22 protein-coding genes are annotated in these 26,596 nt (G+C 46.9%); 5 read left to right on the forward strand and 17 right to left on the reverse strand.

Annotated elements, in window-relative coordinates; all coding sequences use genetic code 11:
* Positions 1-17 precede the first annotated feature (17 nt).
* Together LX24_RS05920 and LX24_RS05925 are read left to right on the forward strand one after the other, a co-directional pair.
* Complete coding sequence (locus tag LX24_RS05920; RefSeq protein WP_166511213.1) at positions 18-419, forward strand: NIL domain-containing protein; 402 nt, start codon at positions 18-20, stop codon at positions 417-419.
* On the forward strand, positions 416-1,159 hold the full coding sequence (locus tag LX24_RS05925; RefSeq protein WP_243131636.1) for a UPF0280 family protein: 744 nt from the start codon (positions 416-418) through the stop codon (positions 1,157-1,159). Before LX24_RS05920 ends, LX24_RS05925 begins: the two co-directional genes overlap by 4 nt.
* Positions 1,160-1,536: 377 nt before the next feature.
* On the opposite strand, the gene LX24_RS05930 is transcribed toward LX24_RS05925, so the two are convergent.
* The 13 genes from LX24_RS05930 to LX24_RS05990 all read right to left on the reverse strand — a co-directional run bounded on the left by LX24_RS05930 (position 1,537) and on the right by LX24_RS05990 (position 16,889).
* On the reverse strand, positions 1,537-3,132 hold the full coding sequence (locus LX24_RS05930; RefSeq protein WP_166511215.1) for an acyl--CoA ligase family protein: 1,596 nt from the start codon (positions 3,130-3,132) through the stop codon (positions 1,537-1,539).
* 320 nt (positions 3,133-3,452) lie between these two features.
* Positions 3,453-4,040: a GDSL-type esterase/lipase family protein gene (locus tag LX24_RS05935; protein WP_166511216.1), complete on the reverse strand. Its 588-nt coding sequence runs from the start codon at positions 4,038-4,040 to the stop codon at positions 3,453-3,455.
* Positions 4,037-4,645: a DedA family protein gene (locus LX24_RS05940; RefSeq protein WP_166511217.1), complete on the reverse strand. Its 609-nt coding sequence runs from the start codon at positions 4,643-4,645 to the stop codon at positions 4,037-4,039. Before LX24_RS05940 ends, LX24_RS05935 begins: the two co-directional genes overlap by 4 nt.
* 166 nt (positions 4,646-4,811) lie before the next feature.
* Positions 4,812-6,563 carry a pyruvate kinase gene (gene pyk / locus LX24_RS05945; RefSeq protein ID WP_166511218.1) on the reverse strand — a complete coding sequence of 584 codons (1,752 nt, stop codon included), beginning with the start codon at positions 6,561-6,563 and terminating at the stop codon, positions 4,812-4,814.
* Between the two features lie 20 nt (positions 6,564-6,583).
* On the reverse strand, positions 6,584-7,546 hold the full coding sequence (gene pfkA, locus LX24_RS05950) for a 6-phosphofructokinase (protein ID WP_166511219.1): 963 nt from the start codon (positions 7,544-7,546) through the stop codon (positions 6,584-6,586).
* A 206-nt stretch (positions 7,547-7,752) separates the two neighbouring features.
* Positions 7,753-7,986 (reverse strand): trp RNA-binding attenuation protein MtrB, encoded by a 234-nt coding sequence (mtrB, locus tag LX24_RS05955; protein WP_166511220.1) that lies wholly within the window; start codon positions 7,984-7,986, stop codon positions 7,753-7,755.
* A 71-nt stretch (positions 7,987-8,057) separates the two neighbouring features.
* Positions 8,058-11,501, reverse strand: a complete 3,444-nt coding sequence (locus LX24_RS05960; protein WP_166511221.1) for a DNA polymerase III subunit alpha — start codon at positions 11,499-11,501, stop codon at positions 8,058-8,060.
* Positions 11,502-11,565: 64 nt separating this feature from the next.
* Complete coding sequence (locus tag LX24_RS05965; protein WP_243131637.1) at positions 11,566-12,141, reverse strand: class I SAM-dependent methyltransferase; 576 nt, start codon at positions 12,139-12,141, stop codon at positions 11,566-11,568.
* 167 nt (positions 12,142-12,308) lie between these two features.
* Positions 12,309-14,024, reverse strand: coding sequence for a sigma-54 interaction domain-containing protein (locus tag LX24_RS05970; RefSeq protein ID WP_166511223.1), 1,716 nt, complete (start codon positions 14,022-14,024; stop codon positions 12,309-12,311).
* A 274-nt stretch (positions 14,025-14,298) separates the two neighbouring features.
* Positions 14,299-15,240 (reverse strand): AAA family ATPase, encoded by a 942-nt coding sequence (locus tag LX24_RS05975; protein WP_166511224.1) that lies wholly within the window; start codon positions 15,238-15,240, stop codon positions 14,299-14,301.
* A gap of 81 nt (positions 15,241-15,321) precedes the next feature.
* A complete protein-coding gene (gene trmL, locus LX24_RS05980) occupies positions 15,322-15,804 on the reverse strand; it encodes a tRNA (uridine(34)/cytosine(34)/5-carboxymethylaminomethyluridine(34)-2'-O)-methyltransferase TrmL (protein ID WP_166511225.1) in 483 nt (160 codons plus the stop codon).
* A gap of 5 nt (positions 15,805-15,809) precedes the next feature.
* Positions 15,810-16,424 (reverse strand): endonuclease III, encoded by a 615-nt coding sequence (gene nth / locus LX24_RS05985; protein ID WP_166511226.1) that lies wholly within the window; start codon positions 16,422-16,424, stop codon positions 15,810-15,812.
* A 15-nt stretch (positions 16,425-16,439) separates the two neighbouring features.
* Positions 16,440-16,889: a CoA-binding protein gene (locus LX24_RS05990; RefSeq protein ID WP_166511227.1), complete on the reverse strand. Its 450-nt coding sequence runs from the start codon at positions 16,887-16,889 to the stop codon at positions 16,440-16,442.
* A 261-nt stretch (positions 16,890-17,150) separates the two neighbouring features.
* Here LX24_RS05990 and LX24_RS05995 point away from each other — a divergent pair, with 261 nt between their 5' ends.
* The 3 genes from LX24_RS05995 to LX24_RS06005 all read left to right on the forward strand — a co-directional run bounded on the left by LX24_RS05995 (position 17,151) and on the right by LX24_RS06005 (position 20,512).
* Complete coding sequence (locus tag LX24_RS05995) at positions 17,151-17,882, forward strand: DUF4912 domain-containing protein (RefSeq protein WP_166511228.1); 732 nt, start codon at positions 17,151-17,153, stop codon at positions 17,880-17,882.
* 27 nt (positions 17,883-17,909) lie between these two features.
* Positions 17,910-19,520: a glycoside hydrolase family 57 protein gene (locus LX24_RS06000; protein WP_166511229.1), complete on the forward strand. Its 1,611-nt coding sequence runs from the start codon at positions 17,910-17,912 to the stop codon at positions 19,518-19,520.
* A gap of 377 nt (positions 19,521-19,897) precedes the next feature.
* Positions 19,898-20,512, forward strand: coding sequence for an acetate uptake transporter family protein (locus LX24_RS06005; protein WP_166511230.1), 615 nt, complete (start codon positions 19,898-19,900; stop codon positions 20,510-20,512).
* Between the two features lie 80 nt (positions 20,513-20,592).
* Here LX24_RS06005 and LX24_RS06010 read toward each other — a convergent pair whose 3' ends face one another.
* The 4 genes from LX24_RS06010 to nifV form a co-directional block, all read right to left on the reverse strand.
* Positions 20,593-23,100 (reverse strand): sugar phosphate nucleotidyltransferase, encoded by a 2,508-nt coding sequence (locus tag LX24_RS06010; protein ID WP_166511231.1) that lies wholly within the window; start codon positions 23,098-23,100, stop codon positions 20,593-20,595.
* Positions 23,101-23,168: 68 nt separating this feature from the next.
* Complete coding sequence (locus LX24_RS06015) at positions 23,169-24,407, reverse strand: glycosyltransferase family 4 protein (RefSeq protein ID WP_166511232.1); 1,239 nt, start codon at positions 24,405-24,407, stop codon at positions 23,169-23,171.
* Between the two features lie 230 nt (positions 24,408-24,637).
* Positions 24,638-25,009, reverse strand: coding sequence for a carbohydrate-binding protein (locus LX24_RS06020; RefSeq protein WP_166511233.1), 372 nt, complete (start codon positions 25,007-25,009; stop codon positions 24,638-24,640).
* 271 nt (positions 25,010-25,280) lie between these two features.
* Complete coding sequence (gene nifV / locus LX24_RS06025) at positions 25,281-26,438, reverse strand: homocitrate synthase (RefSeq protein WP_166511234.1); 1,158 nt, start codon at positions 26,436-26,438, stop codon at positions 25,281-25,283.
* Positions 26,439-26,596 lie beyond the last annotated feature (158 nt).

Raw genomic sequence — 26,596 nt, forward strand, 5'->3', positions numbered from 1 at the left:
CAAAGGAGCGTGTTAAAATGTCCTCAAAAAAAGTAGTACTGCGTTTCGGCGCCGATTTAGCGGATCAGCCGATTATATATAAGCTGGTAAAAGATTATGATCTGGTAATAAATATACTTAAGGCAAATGTCAACCCGCAAAAGGAAGGCACTTTGGTCATGGATATCTCGGGCAAAAACATCGAGCAGGGTATTGAATACTTGCGCCAATTGGGGGTACGGGTACAATCTCTGACGGAAGAAATTATCCAAAACGGAGAAAAATGTGTAAGCTGCGGTGCCTGCACCGATATCTGCCCATCGGGGGCCTTGTACATGGATAGGCCCGATATGTTGGTGCGGTTCAACAGTGACCGTTGTGTAGTCTGTCACTTGTGTGTAAAGGCATGTCCCATGAAGGCAATGGAGGTTCGTTTTTGAAGGAATACGTGGAACGTTCATACAGGCTGCTGCACCGGCAGCATGACCTGGTATTTTTTCAAATCGCCGTCAAGGAAACCGACCTTGATATAGGCATACCTCGTGATAAGCTGACTGCCGGTCTGGTGGAAGGTGTAAAACAAGAAGTAATTCATATACGCTCACAGCTGGAACAATATATTGCCAAGGACCAGACTTTTCTACGGACACTGAAACCGTATCTACCCGGCCCGGGCGCACCTGAAATCGCCCGGGTCATGGCCCGATCCGCCTCCACCGCAGGTACCGGTCCCATGTCCGCGGTGGCCGGGGCTATTGCGCAGCATGTGGGTGTTTACCTGGCCAAACGGTGCCGGGAAGTGATCGTGGAAAACGGTGGTGATATTTATATCCGCTCCGGCCAAACGCGTAAAATTGGCGTTTTTGCCGGCCCATCTCCCTTTACCAACCGGCTGGCCCTGGAAATTGAGCCTCATCGCACCCCCATTGGCATTTGCACTTCCTCAGGTACCGTGGGCCATTCCCTCAGCCTGGGTAAAGCCGACGCTGTGGTGATACTGTCACCGTCGGCGGCACTGGCCGATGCCGTGGCCACAGCTGCGGGTAACCTGGTGCAAGATGAAAATGACCTGCAGGCGGCGGTGGAGTTCGCCATGGGCATAAATTCGGTCACCGGAGCACTGGCCATAAAAAACGACAAACTGGCTGCCGCCGGTGCAGTTAAATTGGCGCCAGTTTAACCTGACTAACTTGGCGCCCTAAAGGACTGGTATTTCTAACATTACAAAAGACGTAATGTTAGAAATACTGGCATTGACTCCCGCCTTTATAGGCGGGAGTCAAACGCCAACTAAGTCATGCATTTGCAGTTCTAAAATTCAGATGGAGTAAAAGAATCTTCATCTGAATTAAGAACTTGCTTCAATAGCTGCATTAAATTTCCGAGCTACAAGCAATAAGTAAAAGTCTACTGGAAAAACCCGTGCGTTACCCGCTTGTAGTCTCTACGCAGGCAGGCTTTCGGGATGTACAACAAGATTTAAATAAGATTTCCCAACAGTAAACTAAATAATAACGCCCGGAAACCATCCCTGTGGTATCCCGGGCGTTGTTCTCCTTAGTTGACTTTTTTATCACGGCCTGCCCATTCTTTGGCCCGAAGTTTGTATTTCATGATTTTACCGGTGGAAGTCTTGGGTAGTTCACCAAATTCCACCGCCTTGGGCGCCTTGAACTTGGCTATCCTTTCCCGGCAAAATTGAATTATATCCTCTGCTGTTAAACTAACCCCCTCTTTCAAGGTGACAAATGCCTTGGGTACTTCACCCCATTTTTCATCGGGCACGGCCACCACAGCTACTTCCAGCACACCGGGGTGCTGGTAAATAACATTTTCCACCTCCACAGTGGAAATATTTTCGCCGCCGCTGATGATAATATCTTTCATGCGGTCTTTAATCTCTACATAACCATTAGGATGTGTAACCGCCAAATCACCGCTGTGGAACCAACCGCCCCGGAAGGCCTGTTTTGTATCCTCGGGTTGCTTATAATAACCGGCCATAACATTATTACCCCGCATGACAATTTCGCCGATTGTTTCACCGTCATGGGGTACCGGCTCCATAGTGGATGGATTAACAACATCCATATAAACAGCGGTTATATAGGGAACCCCCTGCCTGGCTTTGATTTTTGCTTGCTCATCGATATCCAGATCGTTCCATTGAGGCTGCCATTCGCAAACACTGTGCGGCCCGTAAACCTCAGTAAGGCCATAGGTTTGCATTACAGTGCAGCCAACGGATTCCATATTTTTAATCACCGTAGGAGAGGGCGGCGCACCGGCGGTCATAATATTAAGGTGCCTTTTCATCTGCACGTCCCCAATTCCTTTGTAATTGGACATGGGAATAAGCACGGCCGGGGCGGCGCATAAATGGGATACGCCGTGTTCTTGAATATTTCTATAAATATCTTCTGGCACCGCTTTTCTAAGACACACATGGGTGCCACCGATGGCGGTGATAGCCCAGGTGAAGCACCAGCCGTTACAGTGGAACATAGGCAGTGTCCATAAATAAGTGGTGGATGAATTGCACTGGAACTCCAACAGTTCGCCCAGTGCGTTTAAGTAAGTACCCCGGTGGGTATACAGAACCCCCTTGGGTTTGCCGGTGGTGCCGCTGGTATAATTCAAAGTTATCGGCTGCTGTTCATCATCAACCCCATAATAAAACTCTTCGGGTTCCACAGCGATGAATTCCTCGTAATCCGGCCCGTCAAATGCTTTAGGCTCTACGTCACAAATGTTAATGATTTTAATATCTCCTATTTCACCCAGTATCGGCTTGATAATACCGGCAAATTCGGTATCAACAAAGAGCATTTTACTCTCCGAGTGCTGTAGAATATAGGCCACCTCCTGGGAAGCCAGCCTGATGTTTATGCTCACCAGCACCCCGCCCACCAGGGGAACCGCATAGTGGGCTTCCAAAAGTGGCGGCAGATTAGGACAAAGAAAAGCCACCTTGTCACCTTTTTCAATGCCCTGTTGTTTTAAAGCAGTGGCAAACCTGTCTACCCTGTTTTTAAACTCAGCATATGTGAACGACTGGTCATTATAAATAACCGCTTTTTTATCCGGAAATACGAAGGCACTCCTTTCCAGAAAGCTCAACGGTGATAGGGGTTCATAATTGGTTCCTCTCATGAATATGTCCTCCTTATTTTTTAATAACCGCATATTTATAAAATACAGATATTTAGTAACTTTAAAATAATTGCAAAAATTGTGCCACTATTCCTAATATACATAATTGTTTGTTTTATCATAATATTGAGCATATAAATACCCGTTTTACTTCAAACATAAAATAACACTTAAGAAATATTAATACCTGGTCAGCAATAATGTACACTGGTGTTGACAATAGTGTAAACACCGGCAGCACTAATCAGCCAACCAGGCAGGCAACCCGCGAAATTAGTTTTGGTACTTAACCGGTTGTTTAGCGACACATTAATGAAAATCTACAGCCACTTATCTAGCGCCTTTTCCGCCACCTCGGCCATGAGCATATAACCAGTTTGATTAAGATGACATTCATCATAAAAAAAATGACCATCGCCCCGGCCCGTCCCGGGTACACAAAGGGGAGCATAATAATCAATCAGCACAATGCCGGCCCCGCCAGCGTAATCCCGCATCCATTCTCTATAGCAAGCCAACCAGCTTTCCATAGCTTCCATACCAAAGGGAATAAATGTACCCCCTTGCGACGGGTTTTTACAAAGGGGTGTAGCTAGACCCAACACAGGTACAATACCCTTTTGCCTGGCTAGCTCCACAATCCTTTGGATATTATGCTGAGCTGCGGCAATATCCAACCCCTGCCAGGCGTCATTGGCACCGCCCAGTATGTGCAAATGCGTTGCCTTTAAATGCAAAATATTTCGCTCAAATCGCCGTAGCATATCAAAGGTGGTATCCCCATTAATACCGTCATTGATCAGGTTTAACCCTGTACGCCGCTGCAGGTGACTTACCCAGGAAGATTCGGGACCCCATGGATAGCCGAAGGTAATGCTATCACCCAGACAGATAATTGTTGCATTCACACTTTTTCACCTCGCATAACATGGATGTGATTAATAAGTAATTTGCCCGCCACGTAGGCCAGCAACAAAACCAGTGCTGCCAAGGGTACCTGGTTCTTAAAATAGCCCGCTATGGTGGGCCACTTATAACCAAATAACATACCCACGGATAAATTGAAGGAAACCCAGATTACCGAAAAAATCAGGTTATATAATAAAAACCTGGTCAACCTGAGACCACTGGCGCCGGCCATATACGGAGTAAGGTTGCTGATCATGGGCACAAACCTGCCCACAATAATGAATACCGCCGCCGACTGTTCCATCCAGCGGCGGGCTTTTTCCACCCTGCGGGAATTAATGCGTAGATATTTACCGTAGCGGTTCAGTACAGGCTCTCCCATATAGCGACCAATACAATATGCCGCCGTGGCACCAATATTAAAGGCCAGTACCGCCACTAAAAACACACTGTAAAAATCTAGCCGGTTTTGATTAACCAAAAAACCGGAAAACATAATCATCATCCCACCGGGAAAGGGCAAACCCAACGCTTCAATAATAATACCGCCCAGCAGTCCGCCCAGGCCCAGTGTATCAATATAATTTGTCATATAATCCTGCACGTAAAAATCGCCTCCCCGCATTTATAGCATAACCTGCGAAAAGGCGGATTTTTCACTACAAATAATATTTAATCCATTGGAGTTGGCTTGAAAAATAGGCCTCGCCGCAAAAAACCAGCCAAAGTAGAGATTATATGTGGATCTCAGCGTAATTATTGAACAGCTTCTATAAGACTTTGGCTGTACCTTTATAAACCAGACCCCGTTGGCCATCCACGGTTACCACTTCCCCGTCGGGAATTATTCTGGTGGCGTGCTCCACTCCCACAATCACCGGGATTCCGAACTCAAGGCCAACGATGGCGGCATGGGAAGTTAACCCGCCCGTTTCAGTGATCAAGGCTGCAGCCTTCTCAATGGCCGGAATAAAATCGCGATCGGTGTCATGGGTCACCAGCACGCCGCCATCCTCCATTCTTTCCACAGCTTCGCGAGCGGTTACAGACACACAGGCCTTACCTGTGACCGACCGCTTAATGATTCCCGTACCTTTGGCAATAATTTCACCCACGGTATGTACTTTAATGAGGTTTGTGGTACCGTGTACTCCCACGGGCACACCGGCGGTGATTACAATTAAATCACCCGCTTTGATCAGCCCGGCAGCCAGCGAAACTTCCACAGCCGCTGATATCATACTGTCCGTATCCTCCGTACGCCCCACCAAAAGCGGCTGCACCCCCCATACCAGAGCCATTTTGCGCAGCACCGTTCTTTTTGGGGTAACGGCAATAATGGGTGCCTGGGGTCTGTACTTACTAACCATTTGGGCGGTATAGCCCGATTCCGTGGAGGTGATAATGGCTGCGGCTCCCAGATCCAGAGCCGTGGAAACGGTGGCATGGCTGATGGCGTCGGTAACAGTTTTGGACAGCGCCCGGCGCCTGTTTTTCAGTAATACATCAAATTTGATGGCCGACTCGGCCCGGGCGGCAATGCGGGCCATTGTTTCCACCGCCTCCACCGGATATTTACCCGCGGCGGTTTCACCTGACAACATTACCGCATCGGTACCATCCAATATGGCGTTGGCCACATCACTGGCCTCGGCCCTGGTGGGTCTCGGGTTTTGTATCATTGATTCCAACATTTGCGTAGCTGTAATTACCGGCTTACCAGCCTGCTTACATTTATCGATAATGGTTTTTTGAATTAACGGCACCTCTTCCGGAGGAATTTCCACACCCAGGTCACCCCGGGCCACCATTATACCATCGGAAACTGCAATAATTTCATCGAGGTTGTTGACGGCCTCCCGGTTCTCAATCTTGGAAATTATATCCATATGACCGCCATTGTCTTCGATGATTTTGCGAATGGTAAGTATATCATTGGCCCGGCGCACAAAGGAGGCGGCCACAAAGTCAAAACTGTTTTCTATGCCAAAGATAATATCCTGTTTATCCTGTTCCGTAATAGCGGGCATCTTCACGTAAACCCCGGGTACATTGACACCCTTTTGACTGGTTATTTCACCGCCATTTTCCACGGTGCAGTCTATTTTTGTCCCGGACACGTTTTTTACCCGCAGGGCTATCAAACCATCGGATATTAATATAAGGTCATTTGGTTTTACATCCCCGGGCAATCCCTGGTAGTTAACGGGCAGTATTTTTTCATTTCCCCTGATGTCCTCGGTGGTAAGGGTAACAGAACTGCCGGTAGTAAGGCGCACGAAGTCCTTTTCCAAATAGCCCAGCCGAATTTCTGGTCCCTTGGTATCTAGCAAAACAGCTATATTTTTGCCCACGTTACCGGCGGCTTTACGGACGGCTTCCAACCGGCGCAAGTGATCATCGTGTGTGCCGTGGGAAAAATTCATCCTGGCCACATTCATTCCGGCCAGCATCATTTTCTCCAACACCGTTACGCTTTCACTGGCTGGCCCAATGGTGCACACTATCTTGGTACGCCGCATGATAATCCCCCTCCCCATTCCTATATGGATAGTATATTTGCCAGGTTAAATATATCCATTTCTATGGGCCTTTTGCCCTTAAAGGCGTTATCCAACGGCCCGGCCACAATATTACCTCCCACCATACCCACCATTTGTTTACGGCAACCATCCATAAGTATTTCCACCGCTTTAGCGCCCATCCGGCTGGCCAGAATGCGGTCAAATGCCGTAGGAGTACCGCCCCGCTGCAGGTGACCCAAAATGGTAACCTTGGTTTCCAGCCCGGTTTTTTCCCGGATTTGCCTGCCCACTTCAAGACCGCTGGCGGCACCTTCCGCTACAATAATGATACTGTGCAGCTTACCCCGTTTGTATCCTCGAACCAGTTTTTCACAGACTTCATCCATACTGTGCCGCAGTTCCGGTATCAGTATTGATTCCGCCCCGCCAGCCAGCCCGGCCATTAAAGCTATATACCCACTTTCCCGTCCCATAACTTCGAGGATGAAGGTTCTTTCATGAGAAGTGGCGGTATCACGAATTTTATTGATGGCCTCCACCACCGTATTAATGGCGGTATCAAAACCAATGGAGTATTCAGTACCCGTGATGTCATTGTCTATGGTGCCGGGCACACCCACTACGGGTAAATTGTACTCGCTATTAAATATATCCGCCCCTCTGAAGGAACCGTCACCACCAATGACCACCAACCCCTGTATACCAAAGCGCTGTACGTTGGCAAAGGCTTTGGCCCTGCCCTCGGGAGTTTTAAACTCCTCTGAACGGGCTGTGCGCAATATGGTACCGCCCCGGTGAATGATATCCGCCACCGAGCTCAAATTCATCGGCCCCATGTCAGCCTCGATAAATCCACCGAACCCCCTTTGAATACCAATAACCTCCAATCCGTGGAAAATGGCCTTTCTAACTACGGCCCTGATGGCGGCGTTCATGCCCGGGGAATCCCCCCCGCTGGTTAAAACGGCAATACGCTGCACAGCTGCAACCTCCTTCAAATGACTTCCTCAAACACTGCAGGTGATGCTGATTTATTATATTAACAATATTACTTTTTACTATCACAACTTAAATATGCAGCTGCGTTTTCACCAATATTGCTCAACATAAGAGCAGTAAAAAATACCCAGAGCATTACCCTGGATATTTTGCCTGCCATTCACCGTGCCAATATGAACATATTGAATTATACCTGGTCGGTTCTCAGGTTGCCGTGTTTGGTCATTACCTCCGCCCGGCCGCGTATCTTGATAGCCGAAGTATGTTGAGTGAATTGGGCTACCATTACTTCACCCTTATCCAGTTTTTCGCTATGGTGAAACTTTGTATCACGCCCCCGGGTAAGACCAATGATGGTCACCCCGTTTTCCAATGCCTTGATCACAATATATTCTCCGGCCAATTCATTAAAATCGTTCATATTTTTTTCACCCCATAAAAAATTACCTTATTATAGCAGTCATCATAACATAGCCCTATCCTTTTGACAAGTTAATTTACTTGCTCGACCGCAGCGGCTCCATCACGATGATCATGAGCATCTTTTATTTTTACCCGTTCCGAGCCTAAAAAACCTGTCAACTGCTGTACTACATCGGAATCCAGGTTAACCCAAAAGCGGCTGTCCGCCAGGGCCAGTTTGTTATCCCGGGGGAAATAAAGATAGACCGGACACTCACCGGGATGAGAGCATAAAACCATTTGCAATCTGGCGATTGTTTCCATGGTTACATCCTCCAACTTGATAAACAACTCGCCATATTTTCGCAAAGTCATGGTTTCCAATGTATCAACAATAACCTTGACCTCTTCTCCATTAATACTGGTTACGCCCTTGGCCAGCACTGGGCTGTCCACCTTGAGTAAGGAGGCATACTGCTGGTAGCAGCGGGGAAAGATTACCAGTTCCACCGTGCCGGATAAATCCTCCAGGTTGGCAAAGGCCATGCTATCTCCTTTTTTGGTGGTTATCTTTTTCACCGTGCTCAGTATGCCCCCCACCACTACCTCGGTGCGATCCTCCAATTCGCTCAGGATAACTGTTTGGTGAGTGGTATGCCTTAAAATGGTTTCACGGTACTGTGACAGCGGGTGCCCGCTAACATAAAGGCCCAATGCCTCTTTTTCCATTACCAGCAAGTCACCGGGTTCGAACTCCGCAATACCGGGCATATCCAAGGAAAGGGTTTTCTTTACATCGTCCCCCCAAAAGTCCAGCAGCGAACGCTGGCCGTTTTGGCGATCCTGCTGCGCCAATTGAGCCAAGCCCAACCCGGCATCTATAGCGGCCATCATTTGCGAGCGGTGATGGCCCAGAGAATCCAGGGCACCGCTCTTAATTAGATTTTCCAACACCCGGCGGTTAATCAGTCGGGTATCCACACGCTGGCAAAAGTCAGCAAAGGACACATAGGGGCCGCCGCGCTCTTTGACATCAATAATACACTTGACGGCATTTAAGCCCACGTTTTTAATGGCAGCCATACCAAACCTTATACTAGCACCGGAAACTGTAAAATCCACACCGCTTGTGTTTACATCCGGCGGCAACACATCAATGCCCATACGGCGGCACTCCTCAATATAAAAAGAAACCTTATCAGTGTTATCTCTGACCGATGTCAAAAGTGCGGCCATAAACTCCACCGGGTAATTGGCCTTTAGATAAGCGGTCTGGTAAGAGACTAGCGCGTAAGCCGCCGAGTGACTTTTATTAAATCCATATCCGGCAAAGTATTCAATTAAATCAAATACCTGCCCGGCAATATTGGCATCTACATTATTCTTCTCTGCGCCCTCGATGAATTGGACCCTTAGTCCGGCCAGTATTTCGGGCTTTTTCTTGCCCATGGCCCGGCGCATTAAATCGGCCTCGCCCAGGGAGAATCCCGCCATGTCACTGGCAATGCGCATAACCTGTTCTTGATACAGAATTACACCATAAGTGTCCTTTAATATAGGCTCCAGCAAAGGGTGCAGGTATTCCACCTTTTTTTCACCGTGTTTGCTTTTAATAAAGTCATCCACCATACCGCTGCCCAGCGGCCCTGGCCGGTACAGGGCCACCAGGGCTATGATATCCTCAAAAACCTCGGGCTTTAAGTCTTTGAGGATGGCGCGCATGCCGCTGCTTTCCAGCTGGAATACACCTACCCCGTCACCACGGCTGAGCAGTTCAAATGTGGCCGCATCGTCCAGGGGTATTTCATTGATATTGATTTCCACACCATGATTCTCAGCAATCATGCGCACCGCGTCAGCGATCACTGTCAAGGTGCGGAGCCCCAAAAAGTCCATTTTCAACAAACCCAGTTCCTCCACCGGATCCTTGGCAAACTGGGTGGTCAGGGGCCCATCCGCTGCCTTGTAAAGGGGCAGGTAATGGGTCAGGGGTTGCCGGGTGATCACCACCCCGGCGGCGTGGGTAGAGGCATGCCTGGGCATACCCTCCAGCAGGGCAGCCATGTCCAGTAGCCGTTGCACCTGGGCATCCTCGCGATACACCTGTTTCAACTCGGGTGAATCCTGCAGGGCTTTTTCAATGGTGATTTTCAAATCATTGGGCACCAGCTTGGCAATGCGGTCCACATCGCTGTAGGCCATTCCCAACACCCGGCCCACATCACGAATGGCGGCCTTGGCAGCCATGGTACCAAAGGTGGCAATCTGGGCCACCCGGTCGGATCCGTATTTTCTGGTTACATACTCGATAACTTCCCCGCGCCTTTCAAAGCAAAAGTCTATATCTATATCGGGCATGGATACCCTTTCGGGATTCAGAAAACGCTCAAACAGCAAATCGTACTTCAGCGGGTCCAACTCCGTGATACCCAGCACATAGGCCACTAGACTGCCCGCTGCCGAACCACGCCCAGGACCCACCGGAATGCCTTGCTGCCTGGCATAATGAATAAAATCCCAAACTATTAAAAAATAGGCCGAATAACCCATTTGTTTGATGACGCCCAGTTCATAATCCAGCCTTTTTAGCACCTCATCATTTATACCGCCATAACGCCACTTGATACCTTCCAGGCAAAGTTCCCTTAAATATGAGTCCAGCGTATGCCCTTCGGGCACCTTGTACTCGGGCAGGTGCAGCTTTCCGAACTCCAATTCCACCTGGCAACGGTCAGCAATGCGCACCGTATTCTTCATTGCCCCGGCCATTTCCCCGAACAGCATGGCCATCTCCCGCTCACTTTTCAAGTAAAGCTCCTGGGACTGGAATTTCATACGCCCGGGATCATCAACGGTTTTGCCGGTCTGAATACATAACAGCACATCCTGCATCTCAGAGTGCTTGCGCAGTACATAGTGCACGTCGTTGGTAACTACCAGCGGTATGCCTGATTTTTGGTGCAACTGCAGCAAACCCCTATTGGCAGTCCTTTGCTCGGCAAAACCGTGGTCTTGCAGTTCCAGGTAGAAATTTTCCTTTCCGAATATATCCACATAATCAGCCGCGCTTTGGGCGGCCCGGTCAGGGTTATCCTTGATAATATGGGAGGTTACTTCACCGGCAATACAGCCGCTCAAAGCAATTAGCCCCTGGCTGTGGGCGGCCAGTAGTTCCTTGTCCACCCGGGGTTTGTAATAGAAACCTTCGGTAAAAGCCTGGGAAACCAGCTGGAACAGATTTCTCAGGCCAGTGTTATTTTCCGCCAGTAACACCAAGTGATGCAGGTTATCATCCACCCGGGGTGTACGATCATGCCTGGTTCGCGGTGCCACATATACCTCGCAGCCAATGATAGGTTTAATATTATTCTTTTTACAGGTCTTGTAGAAATCTACCACACCGTACATAACTCCGTGGTCGGTGATGGCCAGTGCAGGCATATCCATTTGGACGGCAGCATTCACCGCATCCTTGATCCTAGCCGCCCCGTCCAGCAGGCTATATTCGGTGTGTACATGCAGGTGGACAAACAATGCTCCAAACCCCCGTCCTGGTTAATAGTTCGTGGTTGGACAAACAAACAACCAGCTGGCAACTTTAAACCTGTGAGTTTAATTTAATATGGTGTATATGAATCTCATAATAAGGGAAATAAGGATCCTCAATGGTTACCGGTACCACCTGGTGCTGTTCATCAAATCCGGCAACTTCCATCAGTTCCTCCACAAATCTGAAACTGGCCGGCCTGCCCGGGTGGGCTATTAAAACGTTTCCCCCGTCAGCTGTGACCCGTGGGATTAATTCTTTTAAATACACGTTTAATTTTGGATCATAAAATATATCCGATCCCATAACCCAGCGGAACTTGCCCGGTAACTTAAAATCACGCCAATCACCCAGGTGGGTGCAAAAATCCAGCAACCCGTTACGGGTGGCATTCAGTCGTACCAGTTCCAAAGCGGACGGGTTGAAATCCGAAAAGGTAACCTGTGCTCCTTTGATACCACAAATAATCCCCGGCAGTCCCAATCCCGTTCCCAACTCCAAGAGCCGATCACCGGCAAAGGTTGCGTTTTTCCATATCCATTGCGCAAGTCCACGGGCCGCCGGCCAGATCTCCGCCCAGCAGGGTACTTTATCTTCATCCGTAGGGTCGGTAATCAGGCTTTCCACATCTTTGACCCCCAGTAAACTCACCTGCCGGCCAGGCAGTTCAAATGTCATTTCCCTTGTTTCAAAGGATAATATTTAAACCACCACCTTGTTATTGTATCGCAGCAATAAAAAAACCCCTTGTTCTTAAGGGGAATTTTATCTCAAAATTACCGGTTGCACAACGCTTAGTGGTCGATTTGATACTGTTTAATTTTTTTGTACAACCAGGCTCTGGAAATACCTAACAGCTTGGCGGCCTGTAGTTTGTTTCCGCCTGTTTTTTCCAGCGCCTCTAATAATGCCTCCCGCTCAACATTCTCCAGTAGAGCCGGCAGCGCTTTTTCCGTCAGGGGTTGACGGAAAGTTTCCTTTTGTTTTAACAAATAATGCGGTAGATGCTCGGGTTCGATAACTTGCCCGTCAACCAAATTAAAAGCCCGTTCAATTATATTCTCCATTTCCCGTACATTACCAGGCCAGTGATAACCCATAAAAATATTCAGCACTTCTTCACTGCAACCGGTTACTTGAATATTAAAAGCTTGATTAAACTTTTCAATAAAATGTTTCACCAGATTACCAATATCTTCTTTTCTTTCCCGCAGCGGAGGTATATTCAGATTTACCACATTAAGGCGGTAATACAAGTCCTGCCTGAACTTACCACTGTCAATCATCTCGGTAAGATCCCGGTTTGTAGCCGCAATTATCCGTACATTCACCTTTTTGGTATTGTGTCCCCCAAGGCGCTCAATTTCCTTTTCCTGCAACACCCTGAGTATCTTGGCCTGCATAGCCAACGGCATATCCCCTATTTCATCCAGGAAAATCGTTCCCCCGTTGGCCAACTCAAATTTACCGATTTGACCACCCTTTTTAGCACCCGTGAATGCGCCATCCTGGTAACCGAACAACTCCGATTCCAATAAATTCTCCGGCACTGCAGCACAGTTAACCTTGATAAACGGGCCATTACTACGGGGTGAATGACTGTGCACGGCATGGGCAAATAGCTCTTTACCTGTACCACTTTCCCCTGTTATCAGCACCGTGGAAGGCCCCCTGGCCACCCGGCGAACAATATCCTTCAGCTTTGTAATAGATTTACCGTTGCCGATGATCTGGCTTAGAGAATAATGAGCTCCCGGCATGTTGGTGTTTGTTTTCACTTGCTTATTCTTGGTTAGCATAGAAGCAAGTTTATCCAGATCTTGATAAACTACCTTGCTAACAGCCCCTTCCACCTTACCGTTTTCTATCACCGGGTAACGGCTAACTAAAGCCTTCTTATCGCCAATATATGTGATTTGGTTTTGCTCCGAGCGACCGTTAAATTGTATTAAGTAAGTTTTGGATTCGGGTACTATTTCAGTAATGTGTTTGCCCAGTATATCCATAGGACTTAAGGACAATAATTCCGCCATCGCGTTATTGACAAAATTAATATATCCTTCGCTATTAATTGATATATAGCCCTCATTGGTATTCTTGAAAATTGATTCCAAAACTTTTTTCTGCCGGGTTACTTGTTTGAGTTCTTCAGCCATATGGTGTAGTTCGGTAATTTCTTGAATAACCCCAATAGCACCCACGATGCTACCGTTGCGTATAATAGGAGTACGATTGGCAACATAAAGAGCATTGCCCAGCACAAATTTACGCCCGATATGTGCTTTACCGGTTTTTAAAACCTTTATGAGCCCGGTATAAGGAATAATTTCAGATACCAATTTACCTGATACCTGGTCATATGTTAACCCGAATAATTTTTCACAACCGTGGTTAAATATGGTAATTCGCCCGCGATGGTCCACTGCTATTACCGGGTTGGCGATACTACCAAAGATATAACTATCATCCTGCTCGGCTATATGTTTATTAAAACTGTTTTGCAAAGTCACACTATCACCCCCTGTCACAAAAGATTGACAATTTAAAATATTCAACAAAGAGCGTTAAATTCCTGCCTATTCTGTTAAATAAAAAAAAATTCCACATTATTAAGTTGCTTGAAAAGTCCATGCTACAGCAGTTCATAATCTCTACGTCAGCTGGTTCTTGCGCTGCTCACGTAGTGCCGGGTGTTAAAAAATTGAAAGACTTTAATCTTTCAGCCTTCCAACACCCGGCACCGAAGGCTACTCATCAAACAAACTCTCGGGAAAGTTTTGGGTCTTATTTCTTGTGAATATGGTGTTCATGACAGGAGCATTTTCCCGAATAACCCACAGGCGTTCCCGTCTGAGCAATTTGCACCAAACTTTCAATGCCGGTCTCGCTTTTCAACAAGTCCTGATCATCCTTATTTTTCAAGAATACATTTAGTGTTTTATTTATACTGTTACCGTCCAACGACTGCACATCCAGAGCGGATAAGGCTTTGGCCCAATCAATGGTTTCCGCAATGGAGGGTTTTTTGCGTAAATTCATATTAGCTCTAATATAATTGGCAACATTGGCTATTTGCCCGGTTATCTTGACACCGGCCTCGGGCACTTTAACTTGCAATATGCGGGTTTCCTTTTCTATGGAGGGAAAATCAATATAGAGGTAGATACAGCGTCTTTTTAAACCGTCGGACAGTTCCCTTTCCCCGTTACTGGTAAGCACAACAATAGGGATATGTTTTGCATAAACTGTGCCCAACTCGGGTATGGAAACCTGGAAATCGGATAACACTTCAAACAAAAAGGCCTCAAACTCAGCCTCCACTTTATCCACTTCATCAATTAGTAAAACTTTTTTTTCACTGGCCCTGATAGCCCGCAGCAGTGGGCGTTCCAGCAGGTATTCCTCACTAAATAAATTACGCTCCAACTGTTCCCCTGGTGCACCGTCCCGGGAGATTTGAATTTTTATCAGCTGGCGCTGGTAATTCCATTCATACAAAGCTTTGTTTTCATCAAGTCCCTCATAGCACTGCAAACGTATTAAATCCGTATTAAATATGGCGGCCAGCACCTTGGCAATTTCAGTTTTGCCCACGCCGGGAGCGCCCTCTACCAGCAGGGGTTTATTAAGGGTTAGAGCCAGGTAAATGGTCACCACTATTTCTTCTTCACATATATAACCTTCACGTTCCAAAGCTGCGCGTAATTCAGGTATGGTTATAGACATACACTAAACCTCCAGTTCCTTTACCATTTTTATTATATAAATATCTTGGTCATGTATACAGATTTAATGGACTTTATATAGTTAATAGCCAGGAGCGTTGGCGGTCTGTTTGAGCCCGGGAAAACCGTTTTGGCGCAGAGCTTCAAATAAAACTATAGCCACCGAGTTCGACAGGTTTAAGGACCGGGCCTGGCTTATCATGGGGATGCGAATGCATTTATCCCAGAAACGGCGTATAATGTCCTCCGGCAGCCCGCTAGTTTCTTTGCCGAATACCAGAAAGTCATCCGGACCATAATGCACATTGGTATAAACTTGCCCGGCCCGGGTTGTGGCCAAATGAAACCGGCAACCGGGGTAAGCTTTTAGAAAATCTTCAAAACTATCATGATAATGTATCGTTAATAAATGCCAGTAATCAAGCCCGGCCCTTTTCAAGTGTTTATCATCAACCGAAAAACCCAGTGGCTTCACCAGGTGTAATTGGGCACCGGTAACAGCACAGGTGCGGGCTACATTTCCTGTGTTGGCCGGTATTTCGGGTTCCACCAGCACAAGATGCATAATGATTAATTCTCCTTGTCCATAAGTTGTTTTTTTCTCTTCAGACAATACTGTGCTACGACACATTCGGCACAGCGTGGATTGCGCGCCGTACAACAGGAGCGTCCGAAATGAATCAGCCGGTGGTGCCAATGGCCGCGTTCGGCTGCGGGTATCAAGTCGGTTAAATCCTTTTCCACTCTGCGGGGGGTATTACCGTTGGAAAGGCCTAACCTGCGGGCCACCCGGTAAATATGCGTATCTACGGGAAAAGTAGGCTGGCCGAAGGCTATGTTCAGCACCACATTGGCGGTTTTTCGGCCTACCCCGGGTAAAGCCTGGAGATCGTTAAAATTACCCGGTACCCGCCCCCCGTACCTTTCCGCCAGTATCCTACAGGTTTTTATGATATGTAAGCTTTTATTGCGGTACAAGCCACATCCTTTTATTTCACTGGCTAATTTCTCATGGCTTAACGCCGCAAAATCATATGGTGTTTTGTATTTGGCAAATAAACCGGCGGTGGTTTTATTTACCTGTTTGTCAGTGCACTGGGCGGATAAAATAACTGCTATCAGCAATTCAAAGGGGTTGCGATAATGTAAAGTGGTTTCAACATGAGGAATATGCTCGGCCAGCATATTTAAAATTTTTTTTTAATATCCACATTGAACCTCCCCGGCTAGTAATCTGGCATGCTCTACTTTAATACATTTGTCCATGATTATAGCCACTCCGGCGGCCTTACATTTTTCCGCCGCCTCATCACTGGCTATACCCAACTGTAACCATACAGCGTTAGGGCTAATTTTAAGCGCTTCTTCTACAATTGGGAGCACCTGCTCACTACGGCGGAAGATGTTCACAATATCCACCTTGTCGGGAATTGCTAACAGGTCCGGATAAGCAGTTTCGCCTAAAACTGTTTTTAAACGTGGGTTTACGGGAATAATACGGTATCCCTTGTTCTGCATATATTGAGCTACCCGGTAACTGTCCCGGTGGGATTTGTCCGACAGGCCAACCACTGCTATAGTATGGTTTTGTTGTAATATATCCTTTATTTGTTGATCTGATATTTGTTGTTCTGAAGGATAGGCGTACATAATAGTATAATCGACCCCCGATATTTTAAAATACTTTTATTTTTCTCTTATTTGATAAATATACCTGCTAGAACAATAAATTTTTTACCACCCGCGACCGTAATCGGCGGGCAAAAGCATTATAATCGCAAGACGCAATGGCAATAATAAAAAAAGCTTTGGGGATAAAACGATTATACCGCGGAAATGTTATTTTTATCCGGTAACTAACCGCCGGTTTTTACTTTGCTGAGTTAAATTTAATAATAAGGAGGGCATTGCATGATCGTTACTTTCACCTGGGTCCTTGGAGCCGCGCTGGTATTGCTGCTCCTGGCCGTTTTTTTATGGTCGGCCCGTAACAAACAAAAAAAACCAATACCTCAGCATGTGCCAATGATGGCCCGGGAAGAGTTTGCCGGTGAAATTGCTATACCAGTCAACTTTCCACCTCAACCGGCAGCCAAGCCCGACATGCCGGAAATACCCTGGCATTATGGTAAGGATCGCATGGTGCTCATGGTACGCGATCCCAACTGGATTTTTGCGTACTGGGAAATATCGGCCACCAAACAGCAAGAATTCAACAACCGGTACGGGGCGGAAGCCTGGAACAACTCCCGTTCTGTTTTGCGGGTATACGATATAACGGGAGTTGATAATTTCAACGGTACCAATGCCAATGATTTTACAGACATATCCATTGATGACTATGTGGACAGCTGGCATATCAATGTGGCACGTCCCAATTCATCATTTTGCGTGGATCTGGGCAGGCTTTTCCCCGATGGCACCTTTATTACGCTGCTGCGCTCCAATATTGTGCAAACACCGAGCATGGCTGTTTCCGACCTGCTGGACGAGGAATGGATGTGGATAGAAGGTATCTATCGTACCATCACCAGTTTGCGTTTAGGCAGTTCTCCCATGATGTCGGAAGAACTGGCCGGGGGTATGGGCATTCTTCCCCTGGGAATTAGTTCACCGGGTTTGGGAAACAGAAAAAATCAATAATCAATGTCACATAAAGGAGAAATAATTTTGGGTAAAGGATACTTGTGTTTTGTATTGCACGCACACCTGCCCTTTGTCAGGCACCCGGAACACGAACATTTTTTGGAGGAAAGATGGTTTTTTGAAGCAATTACTGAAACTTATATGCCATTAATCGATAGCTTTAATGAGCTTGTTCAAGAAAACATACCATTTCGATTAACAATATCCCTGTCCCCGCCACTTATCACCATGTTAACGGACGGGTTATTGCAGGAAAGATATTTAAGGCATTTGGACAAGTTAATCGAGCTTGCGGAAAAGGAAACTGTACGTACCAGAGACACTGCTTTTCATCCCACTGCTTTAATGTATAGAGACCGGTTCTACCGCATTAGATACCTGTTTGCCGAAAAATACCAGCGCAATATTATTAACGCCTTTAAGAAACTGCAGGAACAAGGGCGTCTGGAGGTTATCACCTGCGCGGGAACCCACGGATTTTTACCTCTGCTTATCAACCAACCCGAAGCAGTACGTGCCCAGGTAGGTGTAGCCGTTGACCTTTATGCCAAACACTTTGGCCATAAACCACCTGGCATTTGGTTGCCTGAATGCGCCTATACCTACGGTGTAGACGAAATTTTAAAAGAATTTGGTATTAAATACTTTTTCACCGACACCCACGGAGTGCTTTTTGCCTCACACCGGCCGAGATACGGGATATTTGCCCCTATTTTTTGCCCCACCGGGGTAGCTGTTTTTGCCCGGGATGTGGAGTCTTCCAAGCAAGTCTGGAGTTCCAATGAAGGTTACCCGGGTGACTTCGATTACCGTGAATATTACAGGGATATAGGTCATGATTTACCTTACGATTATATAGAGCCCTATATTCACCCGGACGGCATTAGAGTTAACACCGGTATAAAATATTTCCGTGTAACGGGAAAGGATGGTCATAAGGAACCTTATTGCCGGTTTAACGCATTGCGCAAAGCCGAATTACATGCCGGCAACTTTTTGTTCAACCGGAAACACCAGATTATGCATTTGAATTCTTTGATGGACCGGGAACCAATAATTATCGCCCCCTACGACGCGGAACTTTTCGGCCACTGGTGGTTTGAAGGTCCGGATTGGCTAAAAAACGTTTTACGCAAAATACATTATGATTTTCCCGGCATTGAAACGGCCACCCCGCTGGATTATTTAAAAAAATATCCCTGCAACCAGGTGGCCCGCCCCTGTCCCTCCACCTGGGGTAATAATGGCTATAACGAAGTATGGCTAAGCAGAGAAAACGACTGGATTTACCGGCACCTGCATATTATGGCCGAAAGAATGACCGAGTTGGTGGAAAGCAATCCTTATCCCAGCGGCGTAATGCAGCGTGCCCTGAAACAGGCGGCCAGGGAACTGCTACTGGCTCAAAGCAGTGATTGGGCCTTTATCATGTACACTAAAACCATGGTGGAATATGCCGTACGGCGCACCAAACAGCATGTATACAACTTTTTACAGTTGTATGAGCAAATCAAAGGGCATAACATTAACGAGGACATGTTAAGGGATTTGGAGTATAAAAATAACATTTTCCCGGACATTAATATCAACTATTATCAAAAAGCACACGGACAATTGTATTCCGCCACCGGCTGATAATGCACTAAATGTATACAGTGTAAACGAAGATATACGCGCGCATAAACCCCTGGAACAGGGGTTGTTTTTTTACCGTTTTTAATGCTGGTTTCATTTACTGAATTGACTGAATATTTATTTAAGTGTAAACTATATGATAATTAAAATTATAAAAACAGCTTTACGGATAATGTTTATATAACCATTTGGGTGTCCAGGAATGCTTTTCAAGGAGGATTTTAACCATTTATAAATTATTATCCCGGCTGACATAGTTTTTGCAGATGGTAATTAACAATTTACCGGGAAATAAAATAAATAAACTCTCGGGAGGTGATACCCCCCAACCTTTTGGCTAAACCCGCTTTTATTTTAAATTATAAGGAGGTTGTTTAATGTCTCACGGACACGCACCGGCCAACCCGGGACCCGCGGGCTTGGTGGCCCTTGCCATGGCTTGTTTTACGTTCTATGCGGTACACACCGGTAAAGTTGAAGGCTCTTGCATAGCCTTATTGGGAATTTGGCTCATTGGCGGTTTTGTGGTGCAGGTAATTGTAGGTGTTATGGAACTTAACCACGGTAATATTCTGGGCGGCAATATCTTTACCTTTTTCTCGGCCTTTTTCATGCTGGTAACCGGCCTGGAACTAATATTTAAGTATTTCGCTGGTATATATGGTTGGACTGTGGATGCCCGCATTGACGGCTGGGCATGGCTGGCCCTGGCCATAGCGCTGTTAACCTGGACCCCCGGTTATTTGAAAGCGCCATTGAGCCTGTTTGCTGTGGTGCTGGCCCTTGATATTGCAGTACCAGTGGTAGCCCTTATGGATTTGAACATACTCGGTCATGAATGGCATGCCGTATCCGGTAACTTCCTCGGCATTGCCGGTGTATTTGGTTTATACACCGCCTGGGGCGTAGTTCTTAATACAACTTTTGGTAGAACTATAATACCCCTGGGGACGCCAATTGTTAAAGAACAAAGCGTCAGCGTGGGCAAATAATTTGGGTTGTTTTGTAAAATGGCCTGGCCGTGTGGGAAATGCGGTGGCATAAAAAGATGGAGGGTTGCACCTCCATCTTTTTATGCCTGGCCGGTTTTATGCACCGGGCCAACAATTTCATTAATCTTGTCTATATAAAAGTCCGCCAGTGATTCGGCAATTTCCATGGTGCTCCCTTCGCTGAAAACACGGCAAACGGGTTCTTCCGGGTCAGGCAACACCAGTGCCCAGCCCTCGGGATGGTAAACTTTCACCCCGTCCAGCAATTCCATGTTATCACTGGACCCCATCTCTTCGATCAAGCTACGAATTACTGTACCTTTGGTTGCCCAGGGCACCGCAGCTTTTTTATTTTCCATGAAAAATACGGGAATCTCATCCACCAGGCTGGCCAGGTCAGTTTTCTTAACGGATAGATACTCGGCTATTTTTATCAACGTAGCCAGCGCATCAAAGTGCAATAAAGCCTGGGATATTTGCGACGCCGGCCTGTTACCCGCCAGGCCGTCCTGGTACACCAGTTTTTCATAAAAATCCTGTACCGCGGTTTTTGTACGGATTACCCGGGCACCAAACTTTTCAGCCAGCAAATCCACAGCCCTGGGGGCCGTTACCGGCACCACCACCGTTTCCCCCTGTGAACGTAATACCAGCAAAGCGGTAAGGGATACCAGTAAATTATCCTGCACAGTACGCCCCCGGTTATCAATCAATGCCAGGTGGTCGGCCCCGGAATCCATAATTACACCCATGGAAAGGCCGCGCTCCGTCACTGCTGCGGCCACCCGCCCGGTCATTTCCTTGTATTCAGACCAGGGCAACGGCCATCTAACCGGGCCGTCTATATTTACCCGCTCCAGGCTGATATCTAGTTCCCGGCATAATGGCTTTAAATATTTACCCGAGCAATCCGGGTCATATATGGCCGCCATACTTAGTCCCATGGAGCGGATAGCGTTTTTATCCACATTATGCAATAGGAATTGCATGTAATTCTCCATAATTTCAGGGACCGGGCGTGACTCTGTTATTTGGGCAAAGCCGGCCCGTTTAAAGTCTTCCCGGGCCAGCAAATTTTCCACTTTGCGCTCTACGCTTCTGGAAATATTACCACCGTTTTTATTGGTAAATACAATATTAATTGCCCCGGGCTGCCTGGGTGATATTCTTACATGCAGTCCACCGTCACATTCCAAACGGCGCACGGCAAAACGATGCATGGGGGTAACCCCTTCGGATAATTGAAATACCTGTGCCCCCGCCGAGCGTAAACCGCAGTTTAACGCATCCCTAATTAATCTGGACGGTGTATAGACATCACTGCTTAAACAAATACGCGGCCTGGCACCCAAAGCATCCGCAAAGGCCGCCGCTATCCGGGACGCCAGTTCCGGGGTCATTTCCACATTGGCAATACCCGATACTCCCTCTAATCCAAAAATGCGCCTGGGAGCGCGGCTGCCCCAAACCATACTTTCCCGCACCACCGAACCGGTCTCCACCATTTTGTGCGGCCATAGCTTAATATCGGGATTAACCACGCATCTTTCTTTAATTATGGTGTCATTGCCGATAACGGCCCCTTCATAGACACTGCTTCCGGATTGCACCTGCACCCTGCTGGCCAGCACCGCCCCGCGCAGGTTAACTCCGGGAGCAACAAACACATTATTCCAGAGCACACTTCTTTTAATGGAAGCGCCGTCCTGTATCGTGCATCCCGGGCCGATCACGGTAAATTGATCAATTTTAACCCCTTTGCCTATGATAACACCATCCCCCAGCAGCACCGGACCATTAATTATAGCGCTATCGGCTATGTGTACATCCCGGCCGGCAAAAACCCCGGGTCTGATCTCCTTACCGGGCAGCTTAAGACCGACAGCACCGGACAGATAATCATAGTGAGACTGTATATATTGCCTCAAATCACCAATATCACACCAGTATCCATCCAGCACTACCCCGAACAATGGCCGGCCTTGTTTCAAAAGCAAAGGAAACAAATCCTTACTGAAGTCAAACTTTTGACCAGCCGGCACATAATCGAGCACCTCGGGTTCCAAGATATAAATACCGGTATTTACTGTATCGCTGAAAACTTCACCCCAACTGGGCTTTTCCAAAAACTGTTTTATATGTCCATGCTCACCGGTAATAACTACCCCATACTCCAGCGGACAAGGCACCTTGGTCAACACCAGCGTGGCCATGGCCCCTTTGCTTTTGTGGTAATTTATCGCATCGGAAAGATTAAAATCTGTCAGTGCATCGCCGCTGATCACCAAAAACGTTTCATCCAAAAACTGCTCGGCATTTTTAACACTGCCTGCCGTGCCCAGAGGAGTTTCCTCTATAAAATACTGCAAGTTAATATTATAATCGCTGCCATTGCCAAAATAATTACTAATGGCCTCGGGTATATATTGCAAGGTCACCCCGATATCGGTGAAGTTATGCTTGCGTAAAAGATTAATAATACTGGTCATGATGGGCCGGTTCATTACCGGAACCATTGGTTTGGGTATCCCACAGGTGAGCGGCCGCAAGCGCGACCCTTCCCCACCTGCCATTATAATGGCTTTCAACCTGCATCCCTCCAAAAAAATAATCTCGGATTTTTAACCGCTACCACTCCCAATAAAACCGGCTGTCGCTAGTTTTTTCCCAATACTTTGGAAAAGCGGTTAAAAAGACCCCCCTGACGAACATACCAGTTGCTACCACGGTACTCATCCCATACCTTGTTATAAATATGCAGTGTTTTTGCCGCTATATCCCGCCAGCTAAATTTTTGTAGCACCCTCCGGTAAGCGTTATCACGCAGTTGCTGTGCTTGCTGGGGATTGAGCAGCACATTTATGATCATATCCGCCAGTGAGCGGGGGTTACCCGGGTAGGCCTTTAAACCGTCCACATTATGTCTGACTATCTCACTTAAACCACCGGTATCGGAAACCACCACCGGTGTGCGGGCTGCCATTGCCTCCAGGGCCACGATGCCGAAGGGTTCATATAAGCTGGGAAACACTGCCACATCCGACCAGCTATATAGCGAATTGCGGGTGTAATCATCAATATAACCGGTAAAATAAATGCTCTGGGCTATGCCCATACGGGCAGCCTGATCCTGCAGCTCTTGCATATAAGGACCTTTTCCGGCAATGACAAATTTAGTGTTGGGAACCCGGGCCAATATCATGGGCACAGCATCCAGCAGCACCTGCACGCCTTTCTCCCGTACCAGCCGGCCCACATAAAAAACAATTTTTTCATCGGCAGAGGCATAATTATTACGAGAGAGCTTTTCATTTTTTTGCACAAAGTTTTCAGGATCCACACCATTGGGTACAACCTTTAACTTGTCGTCCGGGATTTGAAACACATATTTCATTTCACCCTCCATATAATGGCTACAACAGATAACCTGCCAGGCCTCGTAACAAAGCCACCATTCCACATCACTGATGTGCCGCTGGGTATCATTATGCAGCCCGTAGTTTCTGCCATATTCCGTGGCGTGGATGGTGGCCACCAGCGGAATACGAAAAGCATGCTTTAAGGCCCTTACCGCATAGGCCACCAGCCAGTCATGGCCGTGCACTATATTAAAGCCATTGTTTTCACTTAATATCGGAACCGCCTTTTCCAGCATGGCCACGTTTAACTGGGCCACCCAGGTGGTAAAATCGGGGGATGAAACATTATAGGGTATCACCCGGTACACCTGAACACCGTTTACCCTTTCCATCTCCGGCAACCCCGGTTCACCCATCGTGAATAAATGTATTTCAACCCCCATACCGGCAAGGGCATTGGTCAGATCATATACATGCTGAGCCAATCCACCCACACTTTTAGGGGGATACTCCCAGGAAAACATAGCCACACGCATTAATGATCCTCCTTTTGAGATACTTTAGAGACAACATTTATATAATATGTAAATGGCAGCTAAATTATTATAAAAAAGTAGCAATGCTTGCCATATTCTTTTTTGGCAAAAAAAAACTGCCCGTTAAAGGACAGCTGTTTTGATGATGCCGGGTGTTGAAAGGTTGAAGGTCAAAAGACTTTCAACCTTTCAACACCCGGTACCAAAGGTTACGATAAAGATTATTTAATTTAGTGCGTTTTACCGTTATGAATTTCAAAACTCCAGTTAATACCGTTGTTGTTGTCCCAGTTACCGCAACCATCATGGAAACAAAAATTAAAACGGCTGTCATCCGGCATTTCCAGAGTTTTAACCCATCCCCAGCCTGTTTTAGACATGCGGTAAGCCCTGACATTGCGCCACTGGCGGGCATCGCCATATCCCACATGTAAATATACTTGTGCAGCACCGCTGGCCGCCAGTAGCCCGTCATACAAAACCGTTATTTCTTCACCGCTGGTAATGGGAGTAGGGTCAACCACCACTCCTCCCGGATAGCGGGCGTCGTGCATAGCCTTCAGTTTATATTCTCCCGAACCGAAGTTGGTGGGATTAGCCATAATAAATCGCCTCCATTTTGCATTTATTAGATATCATTGTTTAAAAATATTATCCTTCGAAGGAGCCTTTTTTATGCACGTAGAATTAACACCTGGCACCAAAGCTTGCTTGTCAAACAAATTAGCGTCAATAAAAAAAGCGTTCAGCAGCCCGAATTGTTCGGGATATTGCAGAACGCTTTAATTAAGCCATGCTTTACTTGTGCTGTCTATTTAACAAGGTAAAAATCAACCGGGATACATTTAAAACTGCATTTTGGGAATTATTTATTTAATCCTTTACAATACCCCCGTAATAATCCTCATAAATGTACACCAACTCTTTGTCAAACAAGGGGCGCTTCATGGAAACCGTATAAGAACGGATTTTAGGGAGCAATTCCTCGGCCTGGTGTTCCGACAAACGAATACCGTATTCCGCATATTTCGCTTTTATGGCTGCGGTACCCGAGTGTTTACCCACCACAATCTGCCTTTCCAAACCCACTTCTTCGGGCATGAAGGGCTCATAGGTTTTGGGGTTCTTAAGCGCCCCGTCGGCATGAATACCCGACTCGTGGGCAAACATATTGGAGCCGACAATGGCCTTCCAAGCCGGTAATTCACGGCCTGAAGCATGGGACACATATTCCGCCACTTCCCGGAACATTTCAGTTTTAAAACCTAAATCAACTTTATACAAATGCTTTAAAGCCATAACCACCTCTTCCAGCGCCGAGTTACCGGCCCGCTCGCCCAGACCCATTACGGTAACGCCAATCCACCGGGCACCAGCCGCTACTCCGGCCAAGGCATTGGCGGTGGCCATACCAAAATCGTTGTGGGTATGCATTTCCACGTCAATGTCTACATTTTCCAAAATGTACTTAATGTTATTATAAGTGGTAAAGGGATCCAAAATACCTACGGTGTCGCAATAACGCAACCGGTCGGCACCTGCTTCCTTGGCGGCCCGGGCATACTGAACCAAAAAGTCAAGGTCACTGCGGGAAGCGTCCTCGGCATTTACAGAAACATACATGCCTTCCTTCTTGGCGAATTCCACCGCCTTAACCATGTGCTCCAAAACCCATTCCCGGCTGGTTCTAAGCTTGTGTTTAATGTGAATGTCGGATGTGGATATGGAAATAGCCACCGCATCCACACCGCATTCCAGCGAAGATTCGATATCCTTGATCACCGGCCGGTTCCAACCCATAATACTGGCTTTAAGCCCGGAACGGCATATTTTCTTTATAGATTCCTTTTCGTCGCCGCCCATTACCGGAATACCCGCTTCAATCTGGTGCACACCCATCTCGTCCAAAAATTTAGCAATTCTTACCTTTTCCCGGTTGGCAAATACTACACCGGCGGTTTGTTCGCCATCCCGCAGGGTGGTGTCGATAATTCTAATGTTTTCAACTGGTAGATCTGGTCTTTCAATCATTTAGTTATCTTCCTTTCCTTCCAGGTTGTTTATTTTATAAAATATATTTAGCATAAATATAAGCAACCCATTTACATACAATAATCATTTTATCATATTCCTGTAAAAGTGAAAAGATTTAACACGCCGTAATGCTGTATACATAGCCGTATGTCCAT

The organism is Desulfallas thermosapovorans DSM 6562 (assembly GCF_008124625.1).
In the GTDB taxonomy this organism is placed as follows: Bacteria; Bacillota; Desulfotomaculia; order Desulfotomaculales; family Desulfallaceae; genus Sporotomaculum; species Sporotomaculum thermosapovorans.